The 19242-nt window shown below is 61.2% G+C and carries 18 protein-coding genes; 14 read left to right on the top strand and 4 right to left on the bottom strand.

Going from position 1 to position 19242, the window contains the following annotated elements:
• Window positions 1–66 precede the first annotated feature (66 nt).
• From ACSQ83_RS01910 to hutG, 9 genes are all read left to right on the top strand, one after another.
• The gene (locus tag ACSQ83_RS01910) at window positions 67–789 is read left to right on the top strand and encodes an ABC transporter permease (protein WP_414951107.1); all 723 of its coding nucleotides are present in this window, start codon (window positions 67–69) and stop codon (window positions 787–789) included.
• 40 nt (window positions 790–829) lie between these two features.
• On the top strand, window positions 830–1609 hold the full coding sequence (locus ACSQ83_RS01905; protein WP_436227048.1) for an ABC transporter permease: 780 nt from the start codon (window positions 830–832) through the stop codon (window positions 1607–1609).
• 19 nt (window positions 1610–1628) lie between these two features.
• Entirely contained in the window at window positions 1629–2420 is a 792-nt protein-coding gene (locus tag ACSQ83_RS01900; RefSeq protein WP_436227047.1) for an ABC transporter ATP-binding protein, read from the top strand.
• Between the two features lie 123 nt (window positions 2421–2543).
• Entirely contained in the window at window positions 2544–4028 is a 1485-nt protein-coding gene (locus ACSQ83_RS01895; RefSeq protein ID WP_436227088.1) for an HAL/PAL/TAL family ammonia-lyase, read from the top strand.
• A 274-nt stretch (window positions 4029–4302) separates the two neighbouring features.
• The gene (gene hutU / locus ACSQ83_RS01890) at window positions 4303–5985 is read left to right on the top strand and encodes a urocanate hydratase (protein ID WP_414967211.1); all 1683 of its coding nucleotides are present in this window, start codon (window positions 4303–4305) and stop codon (window positions 5983–5985) included.
• Window positions 5986–5987: 2 nt separating this feature from the next.
• Window positions 5988–6569 carry a HutD/Ves family protein gene (locus tag ACSQ83_RS01885; RefSeq protein ID WP_436227046.1) on the top strand — a complete coding sequence of 194 codons (582 nt, stop codon included), beginning with the start codon at window positions 5988–5990 and terminating at the stop codon, window positions 6567–6569.
• A 1-nt stretch (window position 6570) separates the two neighbouring features.
• Complete coding sequence (gene hutI / locus ACSQ83_RS01880; RefSeq protein ID WP_436227045.1) at window positions 6571–7803, top strand: imidazolonepropionase; 1233 nt, start codon at window positions 6571–6573, stop codon at window positions 7801–7803.
• Window positions 7800–9185 carry a formimidoylglutamate deiminase gene (locus ACSQ83_RS01875; RefSeq protein ID WP_436227044.1) on the top strand — a complete coding sequence of 462 codons (1386 nt, stop codon included), beginning with the start codon at window positions 7800–7802 and terminating at the stop codon, window positions 9183–9185. The genes hutI and ACSQ83_RS01875 overlap by 4 nt, the downstream gene beginning before the upstream one ends.
• A 12-nt stretch (window positions 9186–9197) precedes the next feature.
• Window positions 9198–9998: an N-formylglutamate deformylase gene (gene hutG / locus ACSQ83_RS01870; RefSeq protein ID WP_436227043.1), complete on the top strand. Its 801-nt coding sequence runs from the start codon at window positions 9198–9200 to the stop codon at window positions 9996–9998.
• Between the two features lie 26 nt (window positions 9999–10024).
• Here the strand turns inward: hutG and nadB are convergent, their stop codons facing one another.
• The 4 genes from nadB to radC all read right to left on the bottom strand — a co-directional run bounded on the left by nadB (window position 10025) and on the right by radC (window position 13299).
• Window positions 10025–11623, bottom strand: coding sequence for an L-aspartate oxidase (gene nadB / locus ACSQ83_RS01865; RefSeq protein WP_436227042.1), 1599 nt, complete (start codon window positions 11621–11623; stop codon window positions 10025–10027).
• A gap of 243 nt (window positions 11624–11866) precedes the next feature.
• On the bottom strand, window positions 11867–12034 hold the full coding sequence (gene rpmG, locus ACSQ83_RS01860; protein ID WP_006478046.1) for a 50S ribosomal protein L33: 168 nt from the start codon (window positions 12032–12034) through the stop codon (window positions 11867–11869).
• Between the two features lie 11 nt (window positions 12035–12045).
• A complete protein-coding gene (gene rpmB / locus ACSQ83_RS01855) occupies window positions 12046–12279 on the bottom strand; it encodes a 50S ribosomal protein L28 (protein WP_031359861.1) in 234 nt (77 codons plus the stop codon).
• A gap of 339 nt (window positions 12280–12618) precedes the next feature.
• A complete protein-coding gene (gene radC, locus ACSQ83_RS01850) occupies window positions 12619–13299 on the bottom strand; it encodes a RadC family protein (RefSeq protein WP_436227087.1) in 681 nt (226 codons plus the stop codon).
• A gap of 411 nt (window positions 13300–13710) precedes the next feature.
• Here radC and ACSQ83_RS01845 point away from each other — a divergent pair, with 411 nt between their 5' ends.
• From ACSQ83_RS01845 to ACSQ83_RS01825, 5 genes are all read left to right on the top strand, one after another.
• Entirely contained in the window at window positions 13711–14166 is a 456-nt protein-coding gene (locus tag ACSQ83_RS01845; protein ID WP_436227041.1) for an FKBP-type peptidyl-prolyl cis-trans isomerase, read from the top strand.
• A gap of 2 nt (window positions 14167–14168) precedes the next feature.
• Window positions 14169–15125, top strand: coding sequence for a 4-hydroxy-3-methylbut-2-enyl diphosphate reductase (gene ispH / locus ACSQ83_RS01840; protein ID WP_436227040.1), 957 nt, complete (start codon window positions 14169–14171; stop codon window positions 15123–15125).
• Window positions 15126–15615: 490 nt separating this feature from the next.
• Entirely contained in the window at window positions 15616–16908 is a 1293-nt protein-coding gene (locus ACSQ83_RS01835) for a branched-chain amino acid ABC transporter substrate-binding protein (protein ID WP_436227039.1), read from the top strand.
• Window positions 16909–17093: 185 nt separating this feature from the next.
• Window positions 17094–18044 (top strand): branched-chain amino acid ABC transporter permease, encoded by a 951-nt coding sequence (locus ACSQ83_RS01830; RefSeq protein WP_414950993.1) that lies wholly within the window; start codon window positions 17094–17096, stop codon window positions 18042–18044.
• Window positions 18045–18060: 16 nt separating this feature from the next.
• Window positions 18061–19230, top strand: a complete 1170-nt coding sequence (locus ACSQ83_RS01825; RefSeq protein WP_414950994.1) for an ABC transporter permease subunit — start codon at window positions 18061–18063, stop codon at window positions 19228–19230.
• The last annotated feature ends 12 nt before the right edge of the window (window positions 19231–19242 follow it).

Below are 19242 nucleotides of genomic sequence, written 5' to 3'. Positions count from 1 at the left end.
ATGTTTGGCGAGCGCGAATCAAAAAATCGAACGCGCTCGACGATGTATCACCGCAGGAGATAAATGATGAGTCTGGTTCAACTACTTGGTTTCGGCGAGCAAGGGTGGGGCCCCACCTTGCTGCTCGCGCTGCTCATGACCGTGGTGCTGACGATCGCCGCGCTGGCCGTCGGCGCAGTGTTCGGTGCAATGGTCGCCGCCGCGAAGCTGTCGCGCAGCCGCACGCTAAGAATTATCGGCGATGCCTACACCACGCTTTTTCGCGGCATCCCCGAACTGCTGATCATCTATCTCTTCTACTTCGGCGGTTCGTCGGTGATGACCGCCGTCGGCCACTTTTTTGGTGCCGATGGGTTCATCGGCGTGCCGCCTTTCGTGGTCGGCGCGCTCGCCATTGGCCTGATTTCCGGCTCGTATCAAGCCGAGGTGTATCGCTCGGCGGTGCTCGCGGTCTCGCGTGGCGAGATCGAGGCGGCGCGGGCTATCGGCATGTCGACGGCAACGTTGTGGCGCCGCGTGCTGATCCCGCAAGTCATACGGTTCGCGTTGCCGGGTATCGGCAACGTCTGGCAACTGAGTCTCAAGGATTCTGCGTTGATCGCCGTGACCGGACTCGCCGAGCTGATGCGCACGAGCCAGGTTGCGGCCGGATCGACGCATCAATACTTCACGTTTTATATGGTCGGCGGGGCGATGTACCTGATCCTTACCAGCCTGTCGAACCGCGTTTTCGACCGCGCCGAAGCACGCATCGGTCGATCATTTCGCGGCACGCTCGCGCGGCACTGAGCTTCTGAGCCATTAATACGTTCCCCAAGCGAATCCGACCATGAACATCGATTTCGAATTTCTCGGCGATACGTTGTCGAAACTGTTAGCTGCTGTCCCCACCACGCTCGGGTTGTTCTTCGCCTCGCTGATCGCGGGCGGTTTGCTTTCCCTTGTGATCGTCGCGATGCGGGTGAGCCCGAACTGGGCGCTCAACCGTTTTGCGCGCGGCTACATCCTCGTGTTCCGCGGCTCGCCGCTGCTGATCCAGATGTTCCTTGTTTATTACGGTCTGGGTCAGTTCCCAGCCGTGCGCGAGAGCTTCCTTTGGCCGCTTTTGCGCGTGCCGTATGTGTGCGCGATTGTCTCACTTGCGTTGTGCACAGCCGGATATACCGCCGAAATTATTCGTGGCGGTTTGCAGTCGGTGCCGCACGGGCAGATCGAGGCGGCGCTCGCCGTTGGCATGTCGCGCTGGACCGTGTTGCGCCGGATCATTGCGCCTATCACGCTGCGTTACGCATTGCCGGCGTACTCGACCGAAGCCGTGCTGCTCGTCAAATCGACGGCGCTCGCGAGTCTTGTCACGGTCTGGGATGTGACAGGCATCGCACAGCAGATCATCCAGCGGACCTATCGGACGATGGAAGTCTTCATCTGCGCGGCGGCTATCTATCTCGTGCTGAATTTCATTATCGTGCGGGCGCTCGGCATGCTCGAAAAGAAGCTTTCGCCGCATCTGCGCGATCGCAACGCTGCCGCGCCGAAGAAGCGTTCATCCTCGTCCCCGGTCACGCTCAAAGCGGCGGCTGTCCCCGACAGCCAGCACATCGATTCCTGAATCCAAGGGAGAAAACCTCATGAACACCAGCACCTCCATTGCGCTGTCCGCGACCAACATCCATAAGTCCTTCGGCGACGCGCACGTGCTCAAGGGCATTTCCCTCGATGCGCACGAAGGCGATGTGATCTCCATCCTCGGCGCGAGCGGTTCGGGCAAAAGCACTTTCCTGCGTTGTATCAACATGCTGGAAACACCCGACGACGGCGAAGTGAAACTCGCGGGTGAAGCGATCGAAATGAAGCGTGGCCGCGATGGCCGCCTGCAGCCAGGCAATCGCAAACAAGTCGATCGCATTCGTTCGCAGCTCGGCATGGTGTTCCAGAGTTTCAATCTCTGGTCGCACATGACGGTGATGCAGAACGTGATTGAAGGTCCGTTGCGCGTGCAGAAACGCACGCGTGCCGAGTGCCTTGAAGAGGCGGAGCAGTTGCTGACGAAAGTCGGTCTTTACGAGAAACGCGATGCGTATCCCGCGCATCTGTCGGGCGGTCAGCAGCAACGTGTCGCCATTGCGCGCGCGTTGGCCATGCACCCCAAGGTCATGCTCTTCGACGAACCCACGTCCGCGCTCGATCCGGAACTGGTCGGCGAAGTATTGCGCGTGATGCGCGCGCTCGCCGAGGAAGGCCGGACCATGCTGGTCGTCACGCATGAGATGGGTTTCGCGCGGCACGTGTCGAATCGCGTGATGTTCCTGCACCAAGGACAAGTCGATGCCGAAGGCGCGCCCGACGACCTGTTCAACGGCCGCTGCTCGGAACGCTTCCAGCAGTTTGTGTCGAGTCATCATTCCCGTACTGCTAACTAAATCCGCGAGGTTGACGTGCTTGCCAGTTCAGTTTCACCAACGCCATCGATTGATTCAGTTAATCCCATCATCATCGGCTTGGACTTGAGTGAGGATTGCGGCAACGAGCGCTCGCGCGCGTCCGTGTGTATCGACAAACCGCTCGACTGGCGTGGCGTCGCGCAGATTGCGCACGGCGCACCGCTGGTTTTATCGCCGGACGCACGTTCGCGGATCGACCATGCGCGCGCGCTGGTCGAGCAGATCGTCGAGCGCCGGATTCGCGCGTATGGCGTGAACACCGGTGTGGGCGCGCTGTGCGATGTGGTCGTGTCGCCGTCGGAACAGCGCGCGTTGTCGCGCAATATCCTGATGAGTCACGCGGTGGGCGTGGGCGAGCCGCTGCGGCGCGAAGAGACGCGCGCGATCATCGCGGCTGCCGTGAACAACTTCGCGCACGGGCATTCCGGCGTGCGCCTTGAGCTCGTGGAGCTGCTCGTCACGTTGCTCGACAGCGGGTTGATACCCGAAGTCCCGGCGTTCGGCTCGGTCGGGTATCTGAGCCATATGGCGCATATCGCGCTGGTGCTGATCGGCGAAGGGTTTGTCCGCGACGACTCCAGCCGCATGAGCGCGGCCAGCGCGATGCAGCGCCTCGCGTGCGAACCGCTCGTGCTCGAGGCGAAAGAGGGCTTGAGCGTGGTCAACGGCACGCCTTGCGTGACGGGACTCGCTTCGCTGGCGCTGGCGCGCACCGAGCGGTTGCTCGAATGGGCCGACACCATTTCGGCGATGTCGTTCGAGAACCTGCGCGGTCAAGCGGCCGCCTTCGATGCCGATTCGCTTGCGCTGCGCATATCGGCGGGATTGTCGACGGTGGGCGCGCATCTGCGGGCACTGCTTGCCGACAGCGGCATCATCGCGGCGTCGTTCGGACGCAAGACGCAGGACCCGTTGAGCTTGCGGACCATTCCCCACGTTCACGGCGCGGCGCGCGATGTGTTCGCGACGACGGCGGAAGTGGTGAATCGCGAGCTGGCTTCCGTCACCGATAACCCCGTGGTCGCCGGCACGCTTGCGTCGCCGCGCGTGTTTTCGCAGGCGCATGCGGTGGGCGCGTCCATCGGCCTGGCCATGGACAGTCTGAGCACGGCGGTGGCCGAGGTCGCCGCAATGGCCGAGCGGCGCATCGACCGTCTGGTGAATCCGCTGGTCAGCGGCTTGCCCGCTTTTCTCGCCGACAGCGGCGGCACGTGTTCCGGTTTCATGATCGCGCAATACACGGCGGCTTCATTGGTCGCCCACAATCGCCGCCTCGCGATGCCCGCGAGCCTGGATGGCGGCATCACTTCCGGTTTGCAGGAGGACCATCTGTGCCACGCGACGCCGGCTGCATTGAAGGCGCTGGAAATCATCGCCAATGCCGAGCGCATCTTCGCGATCGAGTTGCTGGCCGCGACCCAGGCATACGACCTTCAGCCGGCCGAGCTGTCGCGCGCGCCTCGAACCGACGCGATTTATAGGAGCGTCCGGGCGGTCATTTCCCAATATAAGGACGACCGGCCACTGGCAGGCGATATTGCCGCGGCGTGGGCGTTCGTCCACGAAGCGACGCCGAATTTTAATTAACAGGTCTTGTATAGACAGATTTGGTAATCGCAGTTGACATCGATCCCGCAGCTTTTACGCGGGATCGACCTCTGCCAGCCGCTTTATACCGAGCTACGCGGCACGTTCAAGTAAACCCCTATCCGAATCGATTGCACGCCGCTTGCACTCCGATTTGTTTTGATTCAGACTTGTATATACAACTCGCCGACCGAGCTCCATCGCTGGCTGAAACGCCCCGAGGAATTGGCTGCAAGATACCGAATGTTCACCATCCTGTCCGAGGAGTGCTTTGATGAAAAACCACAACCCGCGTCCCCTGCGCGCACCGCGCGGCACCGAGCTTACGTGCAAGAGCTGGCTCACCGAAGCGCCGTATCGGATGCTGCTGAATAACCTCGATCCCGAGGTCGCCGAGAACCCCGACAAGCTGGTGGTCTATGGCGGTATAGGCCGCGCTGCCCGCAACTGGGAATGTCTCGACAAAATCCTCGAAACGCTGCAACGCCTGGAAAGCGATGAATCGCTGCTGGTTCAGTCGGGCAAGCCGGTTGGCGTGTTCAAGACGCATGCCGACGCGCCGCGCGTGCTGATCGCGAATTCGAACCTCGTGCCGAAATGGGCGACGTGGGAACACTTCAACGAACTCGACCGCAAGGGCCTGTTCATGTACGGCCAGATGACGGCCGGCAGCTGGATCTACATCGGTAGCCAGGGGATCGTGCAGGGTACGTACGAAACCTTCGTCGAAGCCGCGCGGCAGCACTTTAACGGCGACTGGAAGGGCCGCTGGATCCTGACCGCTGGGTTGGGTGGGATGGGCGGCGCGCAGCCGCTGGCGGCGACGCTGGCGGGTGCGGTATCGCTGAATATTGAGTGCGACCAGACGCGTATCGATTTCCGTCTGCGCACGCGTTACGTCGACAAACAAGCGAAGGACATCGATCACGCGCTTGAACTGATCAAGCAGCACACCGCCGCTGGCGAGGCTATTTCGATCGCGCTGCTGGGCAACGCCGCCGAAGTGCTGCCGGAACTCGTGCGCCGCGCAAAAGCAGGCGATATCAAACCCGATCTGGTCACCGATCAAACCTCGTCGCACGACCTGATCAACGGTTATCTGCCGGCTGGCTGGAGCCTCGAAAAGTGGCGCGCAGCGTCGCTCGATCCTTCCCAGCACGCTGAACTGAAGGCCGCCGCGCAACGCTCGTGCGCCCAGCATGTCCAGGCCATGCTCGATTTCCACGCAATGGGCATTCACGCCGTCGATTACGGCAACAACTTGCGTCAAGTCGCTTTCGACGATGGCGTCAAAAACGCGTTCGATTTCCCCGGCTTCGTTCCGGCATACATCCGCCCGTTGTTCTGCGAAGGCAAGGGCCCGTTCCGCTGGGTTGCGTTGTCCGGCGATCCGGAAGACATCTACAAGACCGACGCCAAGCTGAAAGAGCTGTTCCCGCACAACGCAGGCATGAACCGCTGGCTCGACATGGCGCGCGATCGCATCGCGTTCCAGGGTTTGCCGGCGCGGATTTGCTGGCTGGGTCTCGGCGAGCGTCACGTTGCCGGTCTCGCATTCAATGAAATGGTCAAGAGCGGCGAGCTGAAAGCGCCGATCGTGATTGGCCGCGATCACCTGGATACGGGTTCCGTCGCCAGCCCGAATCGCGAAACGGAAAGCATGAAGGACGGCACGGATGCCGTCTCCGACTGGCCGTTGCTCAACGCGTTGTTGAACACCGCGGGCGGCGCGACGTGGGTCAGCTTGCATCATGGCGGCGGCGTTGGCATGGGCTATTCGCAACACGCGGGCATGGTCATCGTTGCCGACGGTACCGATGCAGCCCAGAAGCGTCTCGCGCGCGTGCTGGTGAACGACTGCGCGTCGGGCGTGATGCGTCATGGCGATGCCGGTTACGAGCAAGCCATCGAATGCGCGAAGCGTTTCGGCCTCGATCTGCCGTTCATCACGACCTGATCATGACGGCGGCCTTCAGCATTATTCGCGCGGCCGATCTGAAGGCCGTGCCGTGGAAAAACGGCGGTGGCGCGACGCGCGAGATCGCTGCGTCGCCGCCCGGTGCGGCCTTCGATGCATTCGACTGGCGCGTGAGCGTGGCGGATGTATCGGAGGCGGGGGCGTTCTCGGTGTTCGAGGGCATTGATCGCGTGCTGACATTGATCGAGGGCACGGAGATGGTGCTCGTCGATGCGGTTGGTCCGCGGCATGTTCTTGCGCGTTGGGATTCACTCGCGTTCGCGGGTGAAACGAAGATAGCGGCAGAGTTGCCGCACGGTCCGACGCGCGATTTCAACCTGATGTTGAGGCGCGATCGTGTGTCGGGGAACGTGACGGTGCGGCGTGATGCTGAAGCGTTGAGCGTGGAGCAGGGAAGCGTTGTGCTGGTCTGTGCGCTCGGCGAATTCGCGGTTGATGGCGAGCGTCTGTCTCCGGGCGATGCGCTTGTTTTCGAGGCTGGTGAGCTTTCTTCGTTAAACGTCGAACCGGTTTCGAAAGGCGCGGTTTTGATCGACGCTCGTATCGTTTCAAAGGACCGCTGACATGACCGATAACAGCGTGCAGGTCTGGCGCAACGCGCGTCTCGCGGCGCGTGCCGATCCCGCCGATGTGCTGGAAAACGCGGCAATTGTCGTGCGCGACGAACGGATCGAATGGTTCGGCGCTGAAGCTGACATGCCTTCCGCGTTTGCCGGAGCCGCCAGCCACGATCTTGAAGGGCGGATCGTGACGCCGGGTCTCGTCGATTGCCACACGCATCTCGTCTACGCGGGAAATCGCGCGGAAGAATTCGCGATGCGGCTTGGGGGCGCGACTTACGAAGACATCGCGAAGGCCGGCGGCGGCATTGTGTCGACGGTACGCAACACGCGCGCCGCGAGCGAAGACGAACTCTTCGCGCAATCGCTGCGTCGGCTGGATGCATTGCTTGCCGAAGGCGTGACCGCGCTGGAAATCAAATCGGGTTACGGGCTGGATATTCCCACCGAACGCAAGATGCTGCGCGTCGCACGACGGCTTGCATCGGCGCGGCCGGTTACCATTGCCACAACGTTCCTCGGCGCGCACGCGTTGCCACCGGAATATGCCGGCCGCGCCGATGACTACATCGCCCATGTCTGCGAAGAGATGTTGCCGGCGCTTGCATCGGAAGGATTGGTCGATGCCGTCGATGTCTTCTGCGAGCGCATTGCGTTCACGCTCGAGCAAGCCGAGCGCGTTTTCAACACGGCATCGACACTGAATCTGCCGGTGAAAATGCACGCCGAGCAATTGTCGCTGATGGGCGGCGCGGCGCTCGCGGCGAAGCATCACGCGCTGTCTGCCGATCACCTCGAATTCCTCGACGAAGCCGGTGCAGTCGCGATGCGCGAAGCCGGCACCGTCGCCGTGTTGCTGCCGGGTGCGTTCTATTTCATCCGCGAAAAACAGTTACCGCCGATCGACTTGCTGCGGCGCCACGACGTGCCCATAGCGCTTGCGACCGACAGCAATCCGGGGACATCGCCGAGCACGTCGCTGCTGCTTATGCTCAACATGGGCTGCACGTTGTTCCGTTTATCGGTGGCGGAAGTGCTCGCGGGCGTGACGCGTCATGGCGCAAAAGCGCTTGGTCATGCCGATGTGAACGGCGAGATCAGCATCGGCGCGAAGGCGGATTTTGTTGCGTGGGATATCGGCTCGCTGGCGGAGCTGGCGTACTGGACCGGCCTTGATCGCTGCGCGCTGGTCGTGCGCCACGGCGCTGTGACTATCGATAAACGGACTAACCGATGACACGAAATAGCTTGTTCGCCGAGCACGCGCGTTTGCACGATGGCTGGCGTCGCGACGTGCTGCTCGAATGGGACGATCACGGCACGTTGGTCGCCGTGACGCCGGACAGCGCGCAACCGGCCGGCGTAAATAAAGCCAAAGGCCCGGTGCTCGCCGGCATGCCGAATCTCCACTCGCACGCGTTCCAGCGCGCGATGGCGGGGCTCACCGAATATCGTGCAAATCCGACTGACAGTTTCTGGAGCTGGCGCGACCTGATGTACCGGTTTGCCGCGCGCATTTCGCCGGACAGTATTGGCGATATCGCGCGCTGGCTTTACATCGAAATGTTGAAGGCAGGGTACACGTCGGTCTGCGAATTCCACTACGTGCATCACGCGCCCGATGGCGAGCCCTACGCAAATCCTTCGGAGATGGCCGCTCGCGTGGTCGATGCCGCGGCACAAACCGGCATCGGCATGACGATGTTGCCCGTGCTTTATCAATACGGCGGTTTCGGCGAGCGTGAGCCAACATCCGGCCAGGCGCGTTTTGTCCATACGCCGGAAAGTTTGCTCGACACCCTCGTTTCACTGCGCTCGATGCAGCCCGAAAATGGCAACCTTCGATATGGCGTTGCGCCGCATTCGCTGCGCGCGGTATCGAAGAAGTCGCTGGGCCGCTTGCTCAGCGGACTCGACAACGCATTTCCCGACGCGCCGGTGCACATTCACATCGCTGAACAGACGGCTGAAGTTGATGCCTGTCTCGACACGCTGAAAGCGCGGCCCGTGCGCTGGCTTCTCGATAATTTCGATGTGAACGAACGCTGGTGCCTCGTACACGCCACGCATGTAGACGAGGGCGAAGTCCGCGCAATGGCCGCGAGTCGCGCCGTTGCGGGTTTGTGCCTGACAACCGAAGCCAATCTCGGCGACGGCATTTTTCCCGCGCATGCATATCTCAACGATGGCGGACGTTTTGGGCTCGGCTCGGACAGCCACATAGCAGTCGATTGGCGCTCCGAACTGCGCCTGCTGGAATACGGACAACGGCTGACACGACGCGAGCGCAACGTGCTGGCGTCGAATGAACAAACGCATGTCGCCGATCGTCTCTTCGATGCCGCCACACAAGGCGGCGCCAGCGCCACCGGTCGCGCGGTCGGCGTGCTGGAGACGGGGCGCCGGGCGGACTTCATCGTGCTCGATCCCGACCATCCGGCGATCGCCGGGCATGCGCCGGACGCGTGGTTATCGGGCGTGGTGTTTTGCGAACATGGCGAGACGCCGGTGCTCGATGTGAGCGTCGGCGGGAAGGTCGTGGTCGAGGCGCGCCGGCATCGCGATGAAGGAGAGTCGTTCGGGCGGTATCGAAACACGCTGGCCGGATTGCTCAAATAAAGGACGTAGCCTGTGACCGATCGAGTTTTTACGTTGAAGCGCGGCAGCGCGCCGCTGTTGATTTCAATTCCCCATGCCGGCACGCAGATTCCCGCCGACATAGCCGCCACCATGACGCCGATCGCGCGTGAAGTCGACGACACCGACTGGCATCTCGAACGTCTCTACGCGTTCGCCGTGGAGATGGGGGCGTCGATCCTCGTGCCCGCGAATTCGCGTTACGTGATCGACTTGAACCGTCCGCCCGACGGGGCGAATCTCTATCCGGGACGTGATACGACCGGCCTGTGTCCCGTCGATACTTTCAACAGCGAGCCGTTATATCCTGCGGGCGCTGCGCCTTCGGAAGCCCAGATCGCCAATCGTAGGGAAAAATATTGGCAGCCGTACCACGATGCGCTGACCGAAGAACTGGCGCGTTTGAAAGCAGCGCACGGCAAGGCGTTGTTGTGGGAAGCGCATTCCATCCGTTCGCACGTGCCGCGTTTCTTCGATGGCAAACTGACCGACTTCAACTTCGGCACGGCGGGTGGAGAGAGCGCAGCAGCGGGTCTGGCAGAGAGGCTCGAAGCGCTGGTGGTCAAGCAGGGCGCTTACACGGCGGTGGCGAACGGCCGCTTCAAGGGCGGCTACATCACGCGACATTACGGCGCGCCGCAGGATGGCATTCACGCGGTGCAGCTTGAGTTGTCGCAGGTGACGTATATGGAAGAGACGCGGCCGTATGCCTACGACGAAGCTCGCGCCGCACGTGTCACGCCCTTGATGCGGGAACTGGTGCAATGCGCGCTGGACGTGGTGCGTTCGGCATGACCTGACCGCAATCGACCGCGCGCAGTTTAGATCTCCCGCCGCCTCACAACCGGCGGCGTCAACACAGTTGGCAACGCCTTCGGCAAGGTCTCCGGCCAGTCGCGGCTGAAGTGCAAACCCCGGCTTTCGCGCCGTGAACACGCGCTTTCCACGATCATCGAAGCGACATCAACCAGGTTGCGCAATTCAAGCAAGTCGCGGCTTACCTTGAAGTTCGCGTAGTACTCGTGAATCTCGTCACGAAGCAACGCTATCCGATGCTGCGCGCGTGCAAGCCGTTTATCGGTACGCACAATACCGACGTAATTCCACATCAGCCGCCGCAACTCGTCCCAGTTGTGCGCGACCACGACTTCCTCGTCCGGATCGGAGACGCGGCTTTCATCCCAGGCAGGCAAGGGTGCATGGGCGCGGGCGGCGAAGCCGTCCTCTTCCATGGCTTGCGCTGCTGCCCGCCCGACCACCAGGCACTCGAGCAGAGAGTTGCTCGCCAACCGGTTCGCACCGTGAAGCCCCGTGCACGATGTCTCACCCACGGCATAAAGCCCCGCACGATCGGTGCGGCCGGCCAGGTCCGTGACGACGCCTCCGCAGGTGTAATGCGCGGCGGGCACGACGGGAATCGGCTTTTTCGTGATATCGATACCGAACTCGCGGCAGCGCGCGAGGATGGTAGGGAAGTGCTCCTGAAGGAACACTTCCGGCTGATGGCTGATGTCGAGATACACGCAGTCAATGCCGCGTTTCTTGATCTCGAAGTCGATCGCCCGGGCGACGATGTCGCGTGGTGCAAGCTCAGCGCGTTCGTCGTGGGCGGGCATGAATCGCGTTCCGTCAGGCAGGCGCAGGATGCCGCCTTCGCCACGGACCGCTTCCGAGATCAGGAACGACTTCGCGTACGGGTGGAACAGGCAAGTCGGATGGAACTGGATGAATTCCATGTTCGATACACGGCAGCCGGCGCGCCACGCCATGGCAATGCCGTCGCCTGTCGCCGTATCCGGATTGGTGGTGTACAGATACACCTTGCCGGCGCCGCCGGTCGCGAGCACGGTATGCGGCGCCTCAATGGTGACGGTACGTCCACTCGTGAGATCGAGTGCATAAAGCCCATGACAGCGATGCCCGGGCAAGCCGAGCCGCTCGGACGTGATCAGGTCGATGGCGTGATGATCCTCGAGCACCGTGATGTTCGGATGATTGCGCACGCGCTCGTTGAGGGTGGTGACCACGGCGTGACCGGTTGCATCGGCGGCATGAATGATCCGCCGATGGCTATGGCCGCCCTCACGCGTCAGATGAAAACCGAGCTCGGCGGACAGGTCCTTGGTGAACGGCACGCCTTCGCCGATCAGCCATTCGATGGCCGCACGCCCGTTTTCCACGATAAACCGCGTGGCCGCCTCGTCGCACAAGCCGCCGCCGGCAATCAACGTGTCGCGAACGTGGTTGTCGATACTATCGGCGGAGTCGAGTACCGCCGCAATACCACCCTGCGCCCAATCGCTGGCGCCTTCGCTTACGCCACGTTTGGCGAGGATGGCAACGCGCCGCGTGTCCGCCAGATTCAGCGCCACACTCAAGCCTGCCAGCCCGCTACCGATGATTGCCACGTCGAAATTCATCCCGCCACGTCTCCGTTTATAGTTGTCCGCCGCGACTTTACGGATTCACGCCGATGGCATGGGAAAGTCCGGGCAGTAAGGATAACGCGTGTCAGGTCATGCGCTCACTTGGCCGTTTGGTCAGTAGGGCGAACAGGGCGAGCCCGGGCCCAGGCAGACCGAGTGCCAAAAACGACGGCGCAAAAGCAAAAAGCCTCGCGTGAGCGAGGCTTTTTGTAAAACCGTAGCGAAAGAGACCGGATCTTATTTGATCTTGGTTTCTTTGTATTCAACGTGCTTGCGGACAACGGGATCAAACTTCTTGATCGCCATCTTTTCCGGCATGTTGCGCTTGTTCTTCGTGGTCGTATAGAAATGACCCGTACCTGCGGTCGATTCCAACTTGATCTTGTCGCGTGCGCCCTTGGCCATGTTCGTGCTCCTTAGACTTCGCCACGTGCGCGCAGATCTGCGAGCACGGAGTCGATGCCGTTTTTGTCGATCAGGCGAAGGCCGGCGTTCGAGAGACGCAGACGAACCCAGCGGTTTTCGCTTTCAACGAAGAAGCGGCGATTTTGCAGATTGGGCAGGAAACGACGCTTGGTGCGGTTGTTCGCATGGGAAACGTTGTTGCCGCTCATCGGCCCCTTCCCGGTTACTTGGCATACACGTGCCATGAGAGCACTCCTAATACGCTTTAATTCTGAGTTCGAACGCCAGATACATTTGGGACCGCTTCGGGCTACCGAGAGGTTTGCCCGAAATGATGACCGCGTACGCTCGGAACAGGTTGGTTGAAAGAAGCAAACCGAGATTCTAACCGCAAAAAACCAGCAAAATCAACTCTTTTTGGTACCGGACAAGGTATCCGGTTATCCGGTCCGGTGCAGGTTTCATGCGGTTTTCCGCTTGCGAAGCCCCATTCAGCGCTGGTTTTGCCGGGTTTTGCGGCTGGCTGGCTATTAAATCAGCGCAATCCAGGTTGCGAAGCGGCTTCGGCCGCGCCGCGATTCGCCTTAAGCCGGCATCCATCCTTGTCGCGAAAAAGAGAAAACCTCGTTCGATGCCACCACCAGATGATCCAGCAGCCGGACGTCGATCAGCGCGAGTGAGTCCTGCAGCACCCGCGTCAGCCTGCGGTCGTTGGCGCTCGGCTCGACGCCGCCGGAGGGGTGATTATGCGCGACGATCAGGCTGGCCGCATTTAATGTGAGCGCCCGCCGCACGATTTCCCGCGGATAGACGGCAACACGCGAGATGGATCCCTTCGCCGATTCGTCCACCGTGATCAGGCAATGTTTGATATCGAGAAAGAGGGTCACAAACACTTCGTTGGGCCGCGTGCCGATCAGCCATTTCAAATAGTCTTCCACCGCCTGCGGAGCGTCCAGCAAGGGCCGGTCGCGGGTTTTTTCCGCGAGCGAACGCTGGCATAGCTCGGAGACCGCGAGCAATAGCGCCGCCTTGGCCGGGCCGATACCGCCAAACCTGCGTAATTCCGTCGCGGTCGTGCCCAGCACGCCTCTAATAGATTCGAACCGGATCAGAAGGTCGCGCGCCACGTCAACGGACGTCATGCCCGGGCGGCCGGTATTCAGGAACAGCGCCAGCAACTCGGCGTCCGATAACGTCTGAGCGCCCAGTTTTAACAGGCGTTCCCGCGGACGGTCACGCGCAGGCCAGTCGAGCATGCGCATGACGGCAGGCGCGATCTGTGCGTGAAGCTCCGCGGCGAGGAGTGCATCGGCGGGATAGGGTGCGTTGTTTAGCACCAGTTCGAGTCGGGCGTTCATGTCACGCTCCGGCTCGCGTGCAACGGCGGGAAGATTGTCGAAATTGGCGGCTGACTGCGCCGTTCCCTGTTGAGCCAAGGCGTTGATGGGAGGGAGGCGACGCGGTCGCACTGTGGCTTACAATGGCGGTTTGGCAATTCCCTGAGCGCCCGTTTGGCGGCTTGCGCCCCGAGGCTGTTGGTTCCGGCGATGCGGCGCCCGTTTGCTGGCCAAGCTTTCGCCATGACGGCGTCCTGTTCGGACGCCCGGCCTTTTATCGGACGGCGGAACCGGTTGAGAAGGTAATTCAGGCTTTTACGGCTACCACGATCAAACATGAGCATCATTGATATTTCCGAGGTGAAACCCGGTTCGCATGTCACGCTTCATTACCGGCTTACGCTTGAGAATGGATCGGACATTGTCAGCACGTTCGCCGACAAGCCCGCTACGCTGTTGTTAGGCGCCGGCCATCTCGCGCCGCCGCTTGAAGACATTCTGCTTGGTCTGAAGGTGGGCCACCATTCGACCTTTCGGCTGATGCCTGGCCAGGCGTTCGGTCAGCGCAATCCTGAAATGCTGCAGTGGGTGTCGCTGGTCACGTTGCGTCAGAACGCGATGATCGGCGAGAATTTTTCTCCCGGTGATCTGGTCGAATTCAATGCGCCGGGCGGTGGCCGCTACGCGGGCGTGCTCAAGGAGGTCGGCGAGACCTCCGCGCTGTTCGATTTCAATCATCCGCTTGCCGGCCAGGCGCTGGCGTTCGAAGTGAAAATCATCGGAATTCTGTAGCCATGAGCTCCACTGACACCCTTCTCGATGTCGAAATTCTCCTCGCTCAGCCGCGCGGTTTCTGTGCCGGTGTCGATCGTGCAATTGAAATCGTGGAGCGGGCCATCGCGCTGTTCGGCGCGCCTATCTACGTACGCCACGAGATCGTGCACAACGCCTATGTGGTCGAGGATTTGCGCAAGAAAGGCGCCGTGTTCATTGAAGACCTGGCCGACGCGCCCGAAGGCAGTACGCTGATTTTCAGCGCGCACGGCGTGTCGAAGGCGGTGCGCTCGGAAGCGGAAACGCGCAAATTGCGCGTGTTCGACGCCACCTGCCCGCTCGTGACCAAGGTGCATATGGAAGTCGCGAAGATGCGCCAGGAAGGCTTCGACATCGTGATGATTGGCCACAAGGGCCATCCCGAAGTGGAAGGCACGATGGGGCAGAGCGGCGAAGGCATGCATCTGGTGGAAGACATTGAGGACGTGGAAGCGCTCGCGCTTGCGGACCCCGGCCGGATTGCCTATGTCACGCAAACCACGCTGTCAGTCGACGATGCGTCCGCGATCATCGGTGCATTGAAGTCGAAATATCCGTCGGTGAAAGAGCCGAAGAAGCAGGATATTTGCTACGCCACGCAGAATCGTCAGGACGCGGTGAAGTTTCTCGCGCCTCAATGCGATGTGGTGATCGTGGTGGGCAGCCCGAACAGTTCGAACTCAAGCCGGCTACGCGAAGTCGCTGAAAAGCGCGGCATTCCAGCGTATATGGTTGATTCGCCCACGCAAATCGATCCGAAATGGGTGGAAGGGAAAAAGCGCATTGGCGTGACGGCGGGCGCATCGGCGCCGGAAGTGCTCGCGCAGGCCGTGATCGCGCGCTTGCGGGAGCTGGGCGTGAGAAACGTGCGTCCGCTGGAAGGGATCGAAGAGACGGTTTCCTTTCCGCTGCCGCGTGGGCTGACGCTGCCGGGCTGACAGACCGGTTTCGAGGCGTCGAACGTTGCTCCTTGATAGAGGCGACAACCAAAAATTGTATTAAAGGCCGTTCCAATTCACGTTGGCGCGGCCTTTTCTTTGTCTGCGGCAAAAACGCTGCCGACGCGCCGCAAAAAAATCCCGCCCACACGTGCCCCGCCGAAGCTCGCTACGAGAACCACCGGATTGACCGGCTGATTTTGCACTCGCACCATGAAAGTGCGTTTCCGGAAATTTGCGGCGTCGCCTAGGCCATGCAAAGCATCGGTGTTTACCCACGATGCCAACCGATGGTGCAACTTGCGCACCGACGCGGGGCGCAACCGGGTTGCTCCGAGATGTCCGCCGGAGGCTGCGGAGCGGGTTGCAATGGAGGAAAACCCCTGTCGCTGAACAATATTGCACGTCTCAAAAACCGAGTTACAATGCGCGCGTTCCAAGCCGGAAGGGCTGGAAACACCAGCTTTTCAAGGCGCCGGAGACCCACTGAATGCGAATGAAGTTTGGCTTTGCCGTGACCATCGCGGCTGCGGTTGCGATGACAACGGCATGCGGCAAAAAGAGTGATAACGAGCCGGCCGCGGGGGCGTCGGCGGTGTCGGAAGCCTCGGCGGCAGCGTCGTCGAGCGCTGGGGCAAGTGCGCCGGCCGTATCGGGTTCGCAAGCGTCGGCGGCGTCAGTGGCTGCGGCGTCCGCGCCCGCACCGGCCAGCAACGCCACGGTGGTCAAGATCGGCCACGTTGCGCCCGTTAGCGGACCGCTGGCTCATCTCGGGCAGGACGACGAAAACGGCGCACGGCTCGCTATCGAAGAAATAGGCGCGCAGGGCCTGACTATTGACGGACACGCGATCCATCTCGAACTGGACACGCAGGACGACGCAGCCGATCCCAAGAAAGGGATCGCGGCGGCGCAGCAACTGGTGGCCGATCACGTGGTGGCGGTCGTCGGTCATTTGAACTCGGGCGTGTCAATTCCAGCATCGAAGATCTATAGCGACGCGAACGTGGCGCAGATCTCCGGCGCGACGACCAACCCCACGTTCACGCAGCAAGGATTCAAAACGACGTTCCGCGTGGTGCCGACGGACGCGCGCCAAGGGCCGGTGCTGGCGACCTACGCGCTGAAGACGTTGCACGCGCGGAAAATCGTGGTCGTCGATGACGCCACGCTCTACGGCCGGGGTCTCGCGAACGAGTTTGCGAAAGCCGTGGTCGCTGGCGGCGGCCACATCACGGGGCACGAAGTTACGACCGACAAAGCGCGCGATTTCAAGGCGATCCTGAACAAGATCAAGCGCAGCCAGCCCGACGCGGTGATGTTCGGCGGCATGGACGTGACCGGCGGACCGTTTGCCAAGCAGGCCGCGGCAATGGGCATCAAGGCAAAGATTCTGGGCGGCGACGGCATGTGTTCCACCGACATCGCCACGCTCGCGGCCGACGCAGCGCCGAACGTGGTGTGCTCGGAACTCGGTACTGACGTGTCGAAACTGGACAAGGGCGGGGATTTCGCCGGGCGCTACGAAGCTCGTTTTCATTTGCCGCTTCAGGGCTATGCGCAGTTCACCTATGACGCGGTGTACGTGATTGTCGATGCCATGAAGCGCGCGAATTCGATTGAAGCGCCAAAGGTGCTTACAGCGATTGCATCGACGGATTTCAACGGCCTGACAGGACACATTGCATTCGATGACAAGGGCGATCTGAAAGGCGGTGGTGCAATCACGCTAATCGATTTCAAGGATAACAAGAAGAACGTCATTGACGTCGTTACGCCGTAAACCTGTGCTGCAGCGCCGTGCGGCGAATGCACATTTGGTTGAGCAACCCCTCGATACGTAGTTACTTTCGGACGTTTTAGAGTTTTTTTTCAAATACGCGCGGTGCGGTTGCGTTTTTTTCTTCCCTTCGGTTTATCGGCCAGCGATAAAGCGTAAATCTAGTCGCACGGGCTAAGGAGCCTTCAATGGATATCTTCATCCAGCAGATTATCAACGGGCTGGTGCTTGGCAGCGTCTACGCCATCATCGCGTTGGGTTACACGATGGTGTACGGGATTCTCGGCATCATCAACTTTGCACACGGGGACGTGCTGATGGTCGGCGCCATGGTCGCGCTGTCCGCCATCGGCGTCATGCAGAACCACTTTCCAGGATTGCCGTTATCGCTGGTATTGGTCATCGCGCTGCTGGTCGCCGCAGTCGTCTGTGCGCTGGTCGGCTACACCATCGAACGCGTGGCTTACCGGCCTTTGCGCCGCGCGCCGCGTCTGGCTCCCTTGATTACAGCGATCGGCGTATCGATTCTTCTCCAGACCATCGCCATGATGATCTGGGGCCGCAATCCGCTGGCCTTCCCGCAGCTGCTGCCAACCGATCCGATCAACGTGATCACCGCCACAGCCGATCGTCCGGGCGCTGTGATTTCGATGACGGAAATCGTGATCATCGTGGTGGCGTTCATCGTGATGGGCGGCCTGCTGCTGCTCGTGCACAAGACGAAACTCGGCCGCGCGATGCGCGCCATTGCCGAGAACCCGGGCGTCGCCAGCCTGATGGGGGTCAACCCTAATTTCGTGATCTCGGCGACCTTCATGATCGGCTCCGCGCTCGCGGCGCTCGCCGGTGTGATGATCGCCTCCGAATACGGCAATGCGCACTTCTACATGGGCTTCATCCCCGGGTTGAAGGCGTTCACGGCGGCGGTGCTGGGAGGGATCGGCAACCTGGGCGGCGCAATGGTCGGCGGCGTGCTGCTCGGCCTGATCGAACAGCTCGGTGCCGGGTATATCGGCAATTTGACCGGGGGCGTGTTCGGCAGTAACTACCAGGACGTGTTCGCGTTCATCGTGCTGATCATCGTGCTGGTGTTCCGTCCGTCCGGCTTGCTCGGCGAACGTGTCGCAGATCGCGCTTAAAACAGGGAGACCAAGCATGACTTCAATTCAACCGATCGAGCCGTCGACCACGCTCATCCCTGAAAAAAAGACCGCGAAGAACTACGCCGTCACGGTGCTGGTGACCGCGCTCGTGATCCTCGCGCCCATGCTGATCGGCGCGGCCGGCGGCAACTACTGGGTCCGCGTGCTCGACTTCGCGATGCTGTACGTGATGCTGGCACTCGGCCTTAACGTGGTGGTGGGTTTTGCCGGGCTGCTGGACTTGGGCTACATCGCGTTTTATGCGGTGGGCGCTTACGTGGCTGCGTTGCTGTCGTCGCCGCAACTGACCACGCAGTTCGAGTGGATCGCGCATCTGTTTCCCAATGGCCTGCACACGCCGTTCTGGATCATCGTGCCGTGCGCGATGGCGCTGGCGGCCACCTTCGGCGTGTTGCTCGGTGCACCAACGTTGCGTCTGCGCGGCGATTACCTCGCTATCGTGACCTTGGGCTTCGGGGAAATCGTCCGGATCTTCATGAACAACCTGGATCGTCCGGTCAACATCACGAATGGCCCGAAGGGGATTACCGGGGTGGATCCGGTGTCGCTGTTCGGCTTCGATTTATCGAAGTCCCATTCGTTGTTCGGGTTCAACTTCCCCTCGGTCTACAACTATTACTACCTGTTCGTGCTGTGCTCGCTGTTCGTGATCTTCGTGTGCGTACGCTTGCAGCATTCGCGTATTGGCCGCGCGTGGGCCGCGATCCGCGAAGACGAAATCGCCGCCAAGGCGATGGGCATCAACACCCGTAACGTGAAACTGCTGGCCTTCGCGATGGGTGCGTCGTTCGGCGGTTTGTCGGGCGCGATGTTCGGTACGTTCCAGGGATTCGTCTCGCCGGAATCGTTCACGTTCTGGGAATCCATCGTGGTGCTGGCCTGCGTGGTGCTCGGCGGCATGGGCCACATTCCGGGCGTGATCCTGGGCGCGGTGCTGCTGGCCGTGTTCCCCGAATTCCTGCGCTCGACCATGGGTCCGCTGCAGAACTTCATCTTCGGTCACCAGATCGTGGACACCGAAGTCATCCGCCAGTTGCTCTACGGTCTCGCGATGGTGCTGATCATGCTGTATCGCTCGGAGGGCCTGTGGCCGTCTCCGAAACATGAAGACAAGATCGCGAAGATTGCGAAGCGCGCTGGCAAGAAGCCGGTTCGCGCCTGAGCCCCGATAGAG

It is taken from the genome of Caballeronia sp. LjRoot29, assembly GCF_964252755.1.
Taxonomy (GTDB): Bacteria; Pseudomonadota; Gammaproteobacteria; order Burkholderiales; family Burkholderiaceae; genus Caballeronia.
This window is presented reverse-complemented; position numbering and strand designations above follow the sequence as displayed.

Coding starts and splice junctions, on each gene's coding strand:
- hutI (WP_436227045.1), top strand. CDS start 6,571: ATGACCGATAACAGCGTGCAGGTCTGGCGCAACGCGCGTCTCGCGGCG.
- nadB (WP_436227042.1), bottom strand. CDS start 11,623: ATGAATTTCGACGTGGCAATCATCGGTAGCGGGCTGGCAGGCTTGAGT.
- rpmB (WP_031359861.1), bottom strand. CDS start 12,279: ATGGCACGTGTATGCCAAGTAACCGGGAAGGGGCCGATGAGCGGCAAC.
- ACSQ83_RS01835 (WP_436227039.1), top strand. CDS start 15,616: ATGCGAATGAAGTTTGGCTTTGCCGTGACCATCGCGGCTGCGGTTGCG.
- ispH (WP_436227040.1), top strand. CDS start 14,169: ATGAGCTCCACTGACACCCTTCTCGATGTCGAAATTCTCCTCGCTCAG.
- ACSQ83_RS01900 (WP_436227047.1), top strand. CDS start 1,629: ATGAACACCAGCACCTCCATTGCGCTGTCCGCGACCAACATCCATAAG.
- ACSQ83_RS01830 (WP_414950993.1), top strand. CDS start 17,094: ATGGATATCTTCATCCAGCAGATTATCAACGGGCTGGTGCTTGGCAGC.
- rpmG (WP_006478046.1), bottom strand. CDS start 12,034: ATGGCCAAGGGCGCACGCGACAAGATCAAGTTGGAATCGACCGCAGGT.
- ACSQ83_RS01825 (WP_414950994.1), top strand. CDS start 18,061: ATGACTTCAATTCAACCGATCGAGCCGTCGACCACGCTCATCCCTGAA.
- hutU (WP_414967211.1), top strand. CDS start 4,303: ATGAAAAACCACAACCCGCGTCCCCTGCGCGCACCGCGCGGCACCGAG.
- ACSQ83_RS01885 (WP_436227046.1), top strand. CDS start 5,988: ATGACGGCGGCCTTCAGCATTATTCGCGCGGCCGATCTGAAGGCCGTG.
- ACSQ83_RS01845 (WP_436227041.1), top strand. CDS start 13,711: ATGAGCATCATTGATATTTCCGAGGTGAAACCCGGTTCGCATGTCACG.
- ACSQ83_RS01905 (WP_436227048.1), top strand. CDS start 830: ATGAACATCGATTTCGAATTTCTCGGCGATACGTTGTCGAAACTGTTA.
- ACSQ83_RS01910 (WP_414951107.1), top strand. CDS start 67: ATGAGTCTGGTTCAACTACTTGGTTTCGGCGAGCAAGGGTGGGGCCCC.
- ACSQ83_RS01875 (WP_436227044.1), top strand. CDS start 7,800: ATGACACGAAATAGCTTGTTCGCCGAGCACGCGCGTTTGCACGATGGC.
- radC (WP_436227087.1), bottom strand. CDS start 13,299: ATGCGCATGCTCGACTGGCCTGCGCGTGACCGTCCGCGGGAACGCCTG.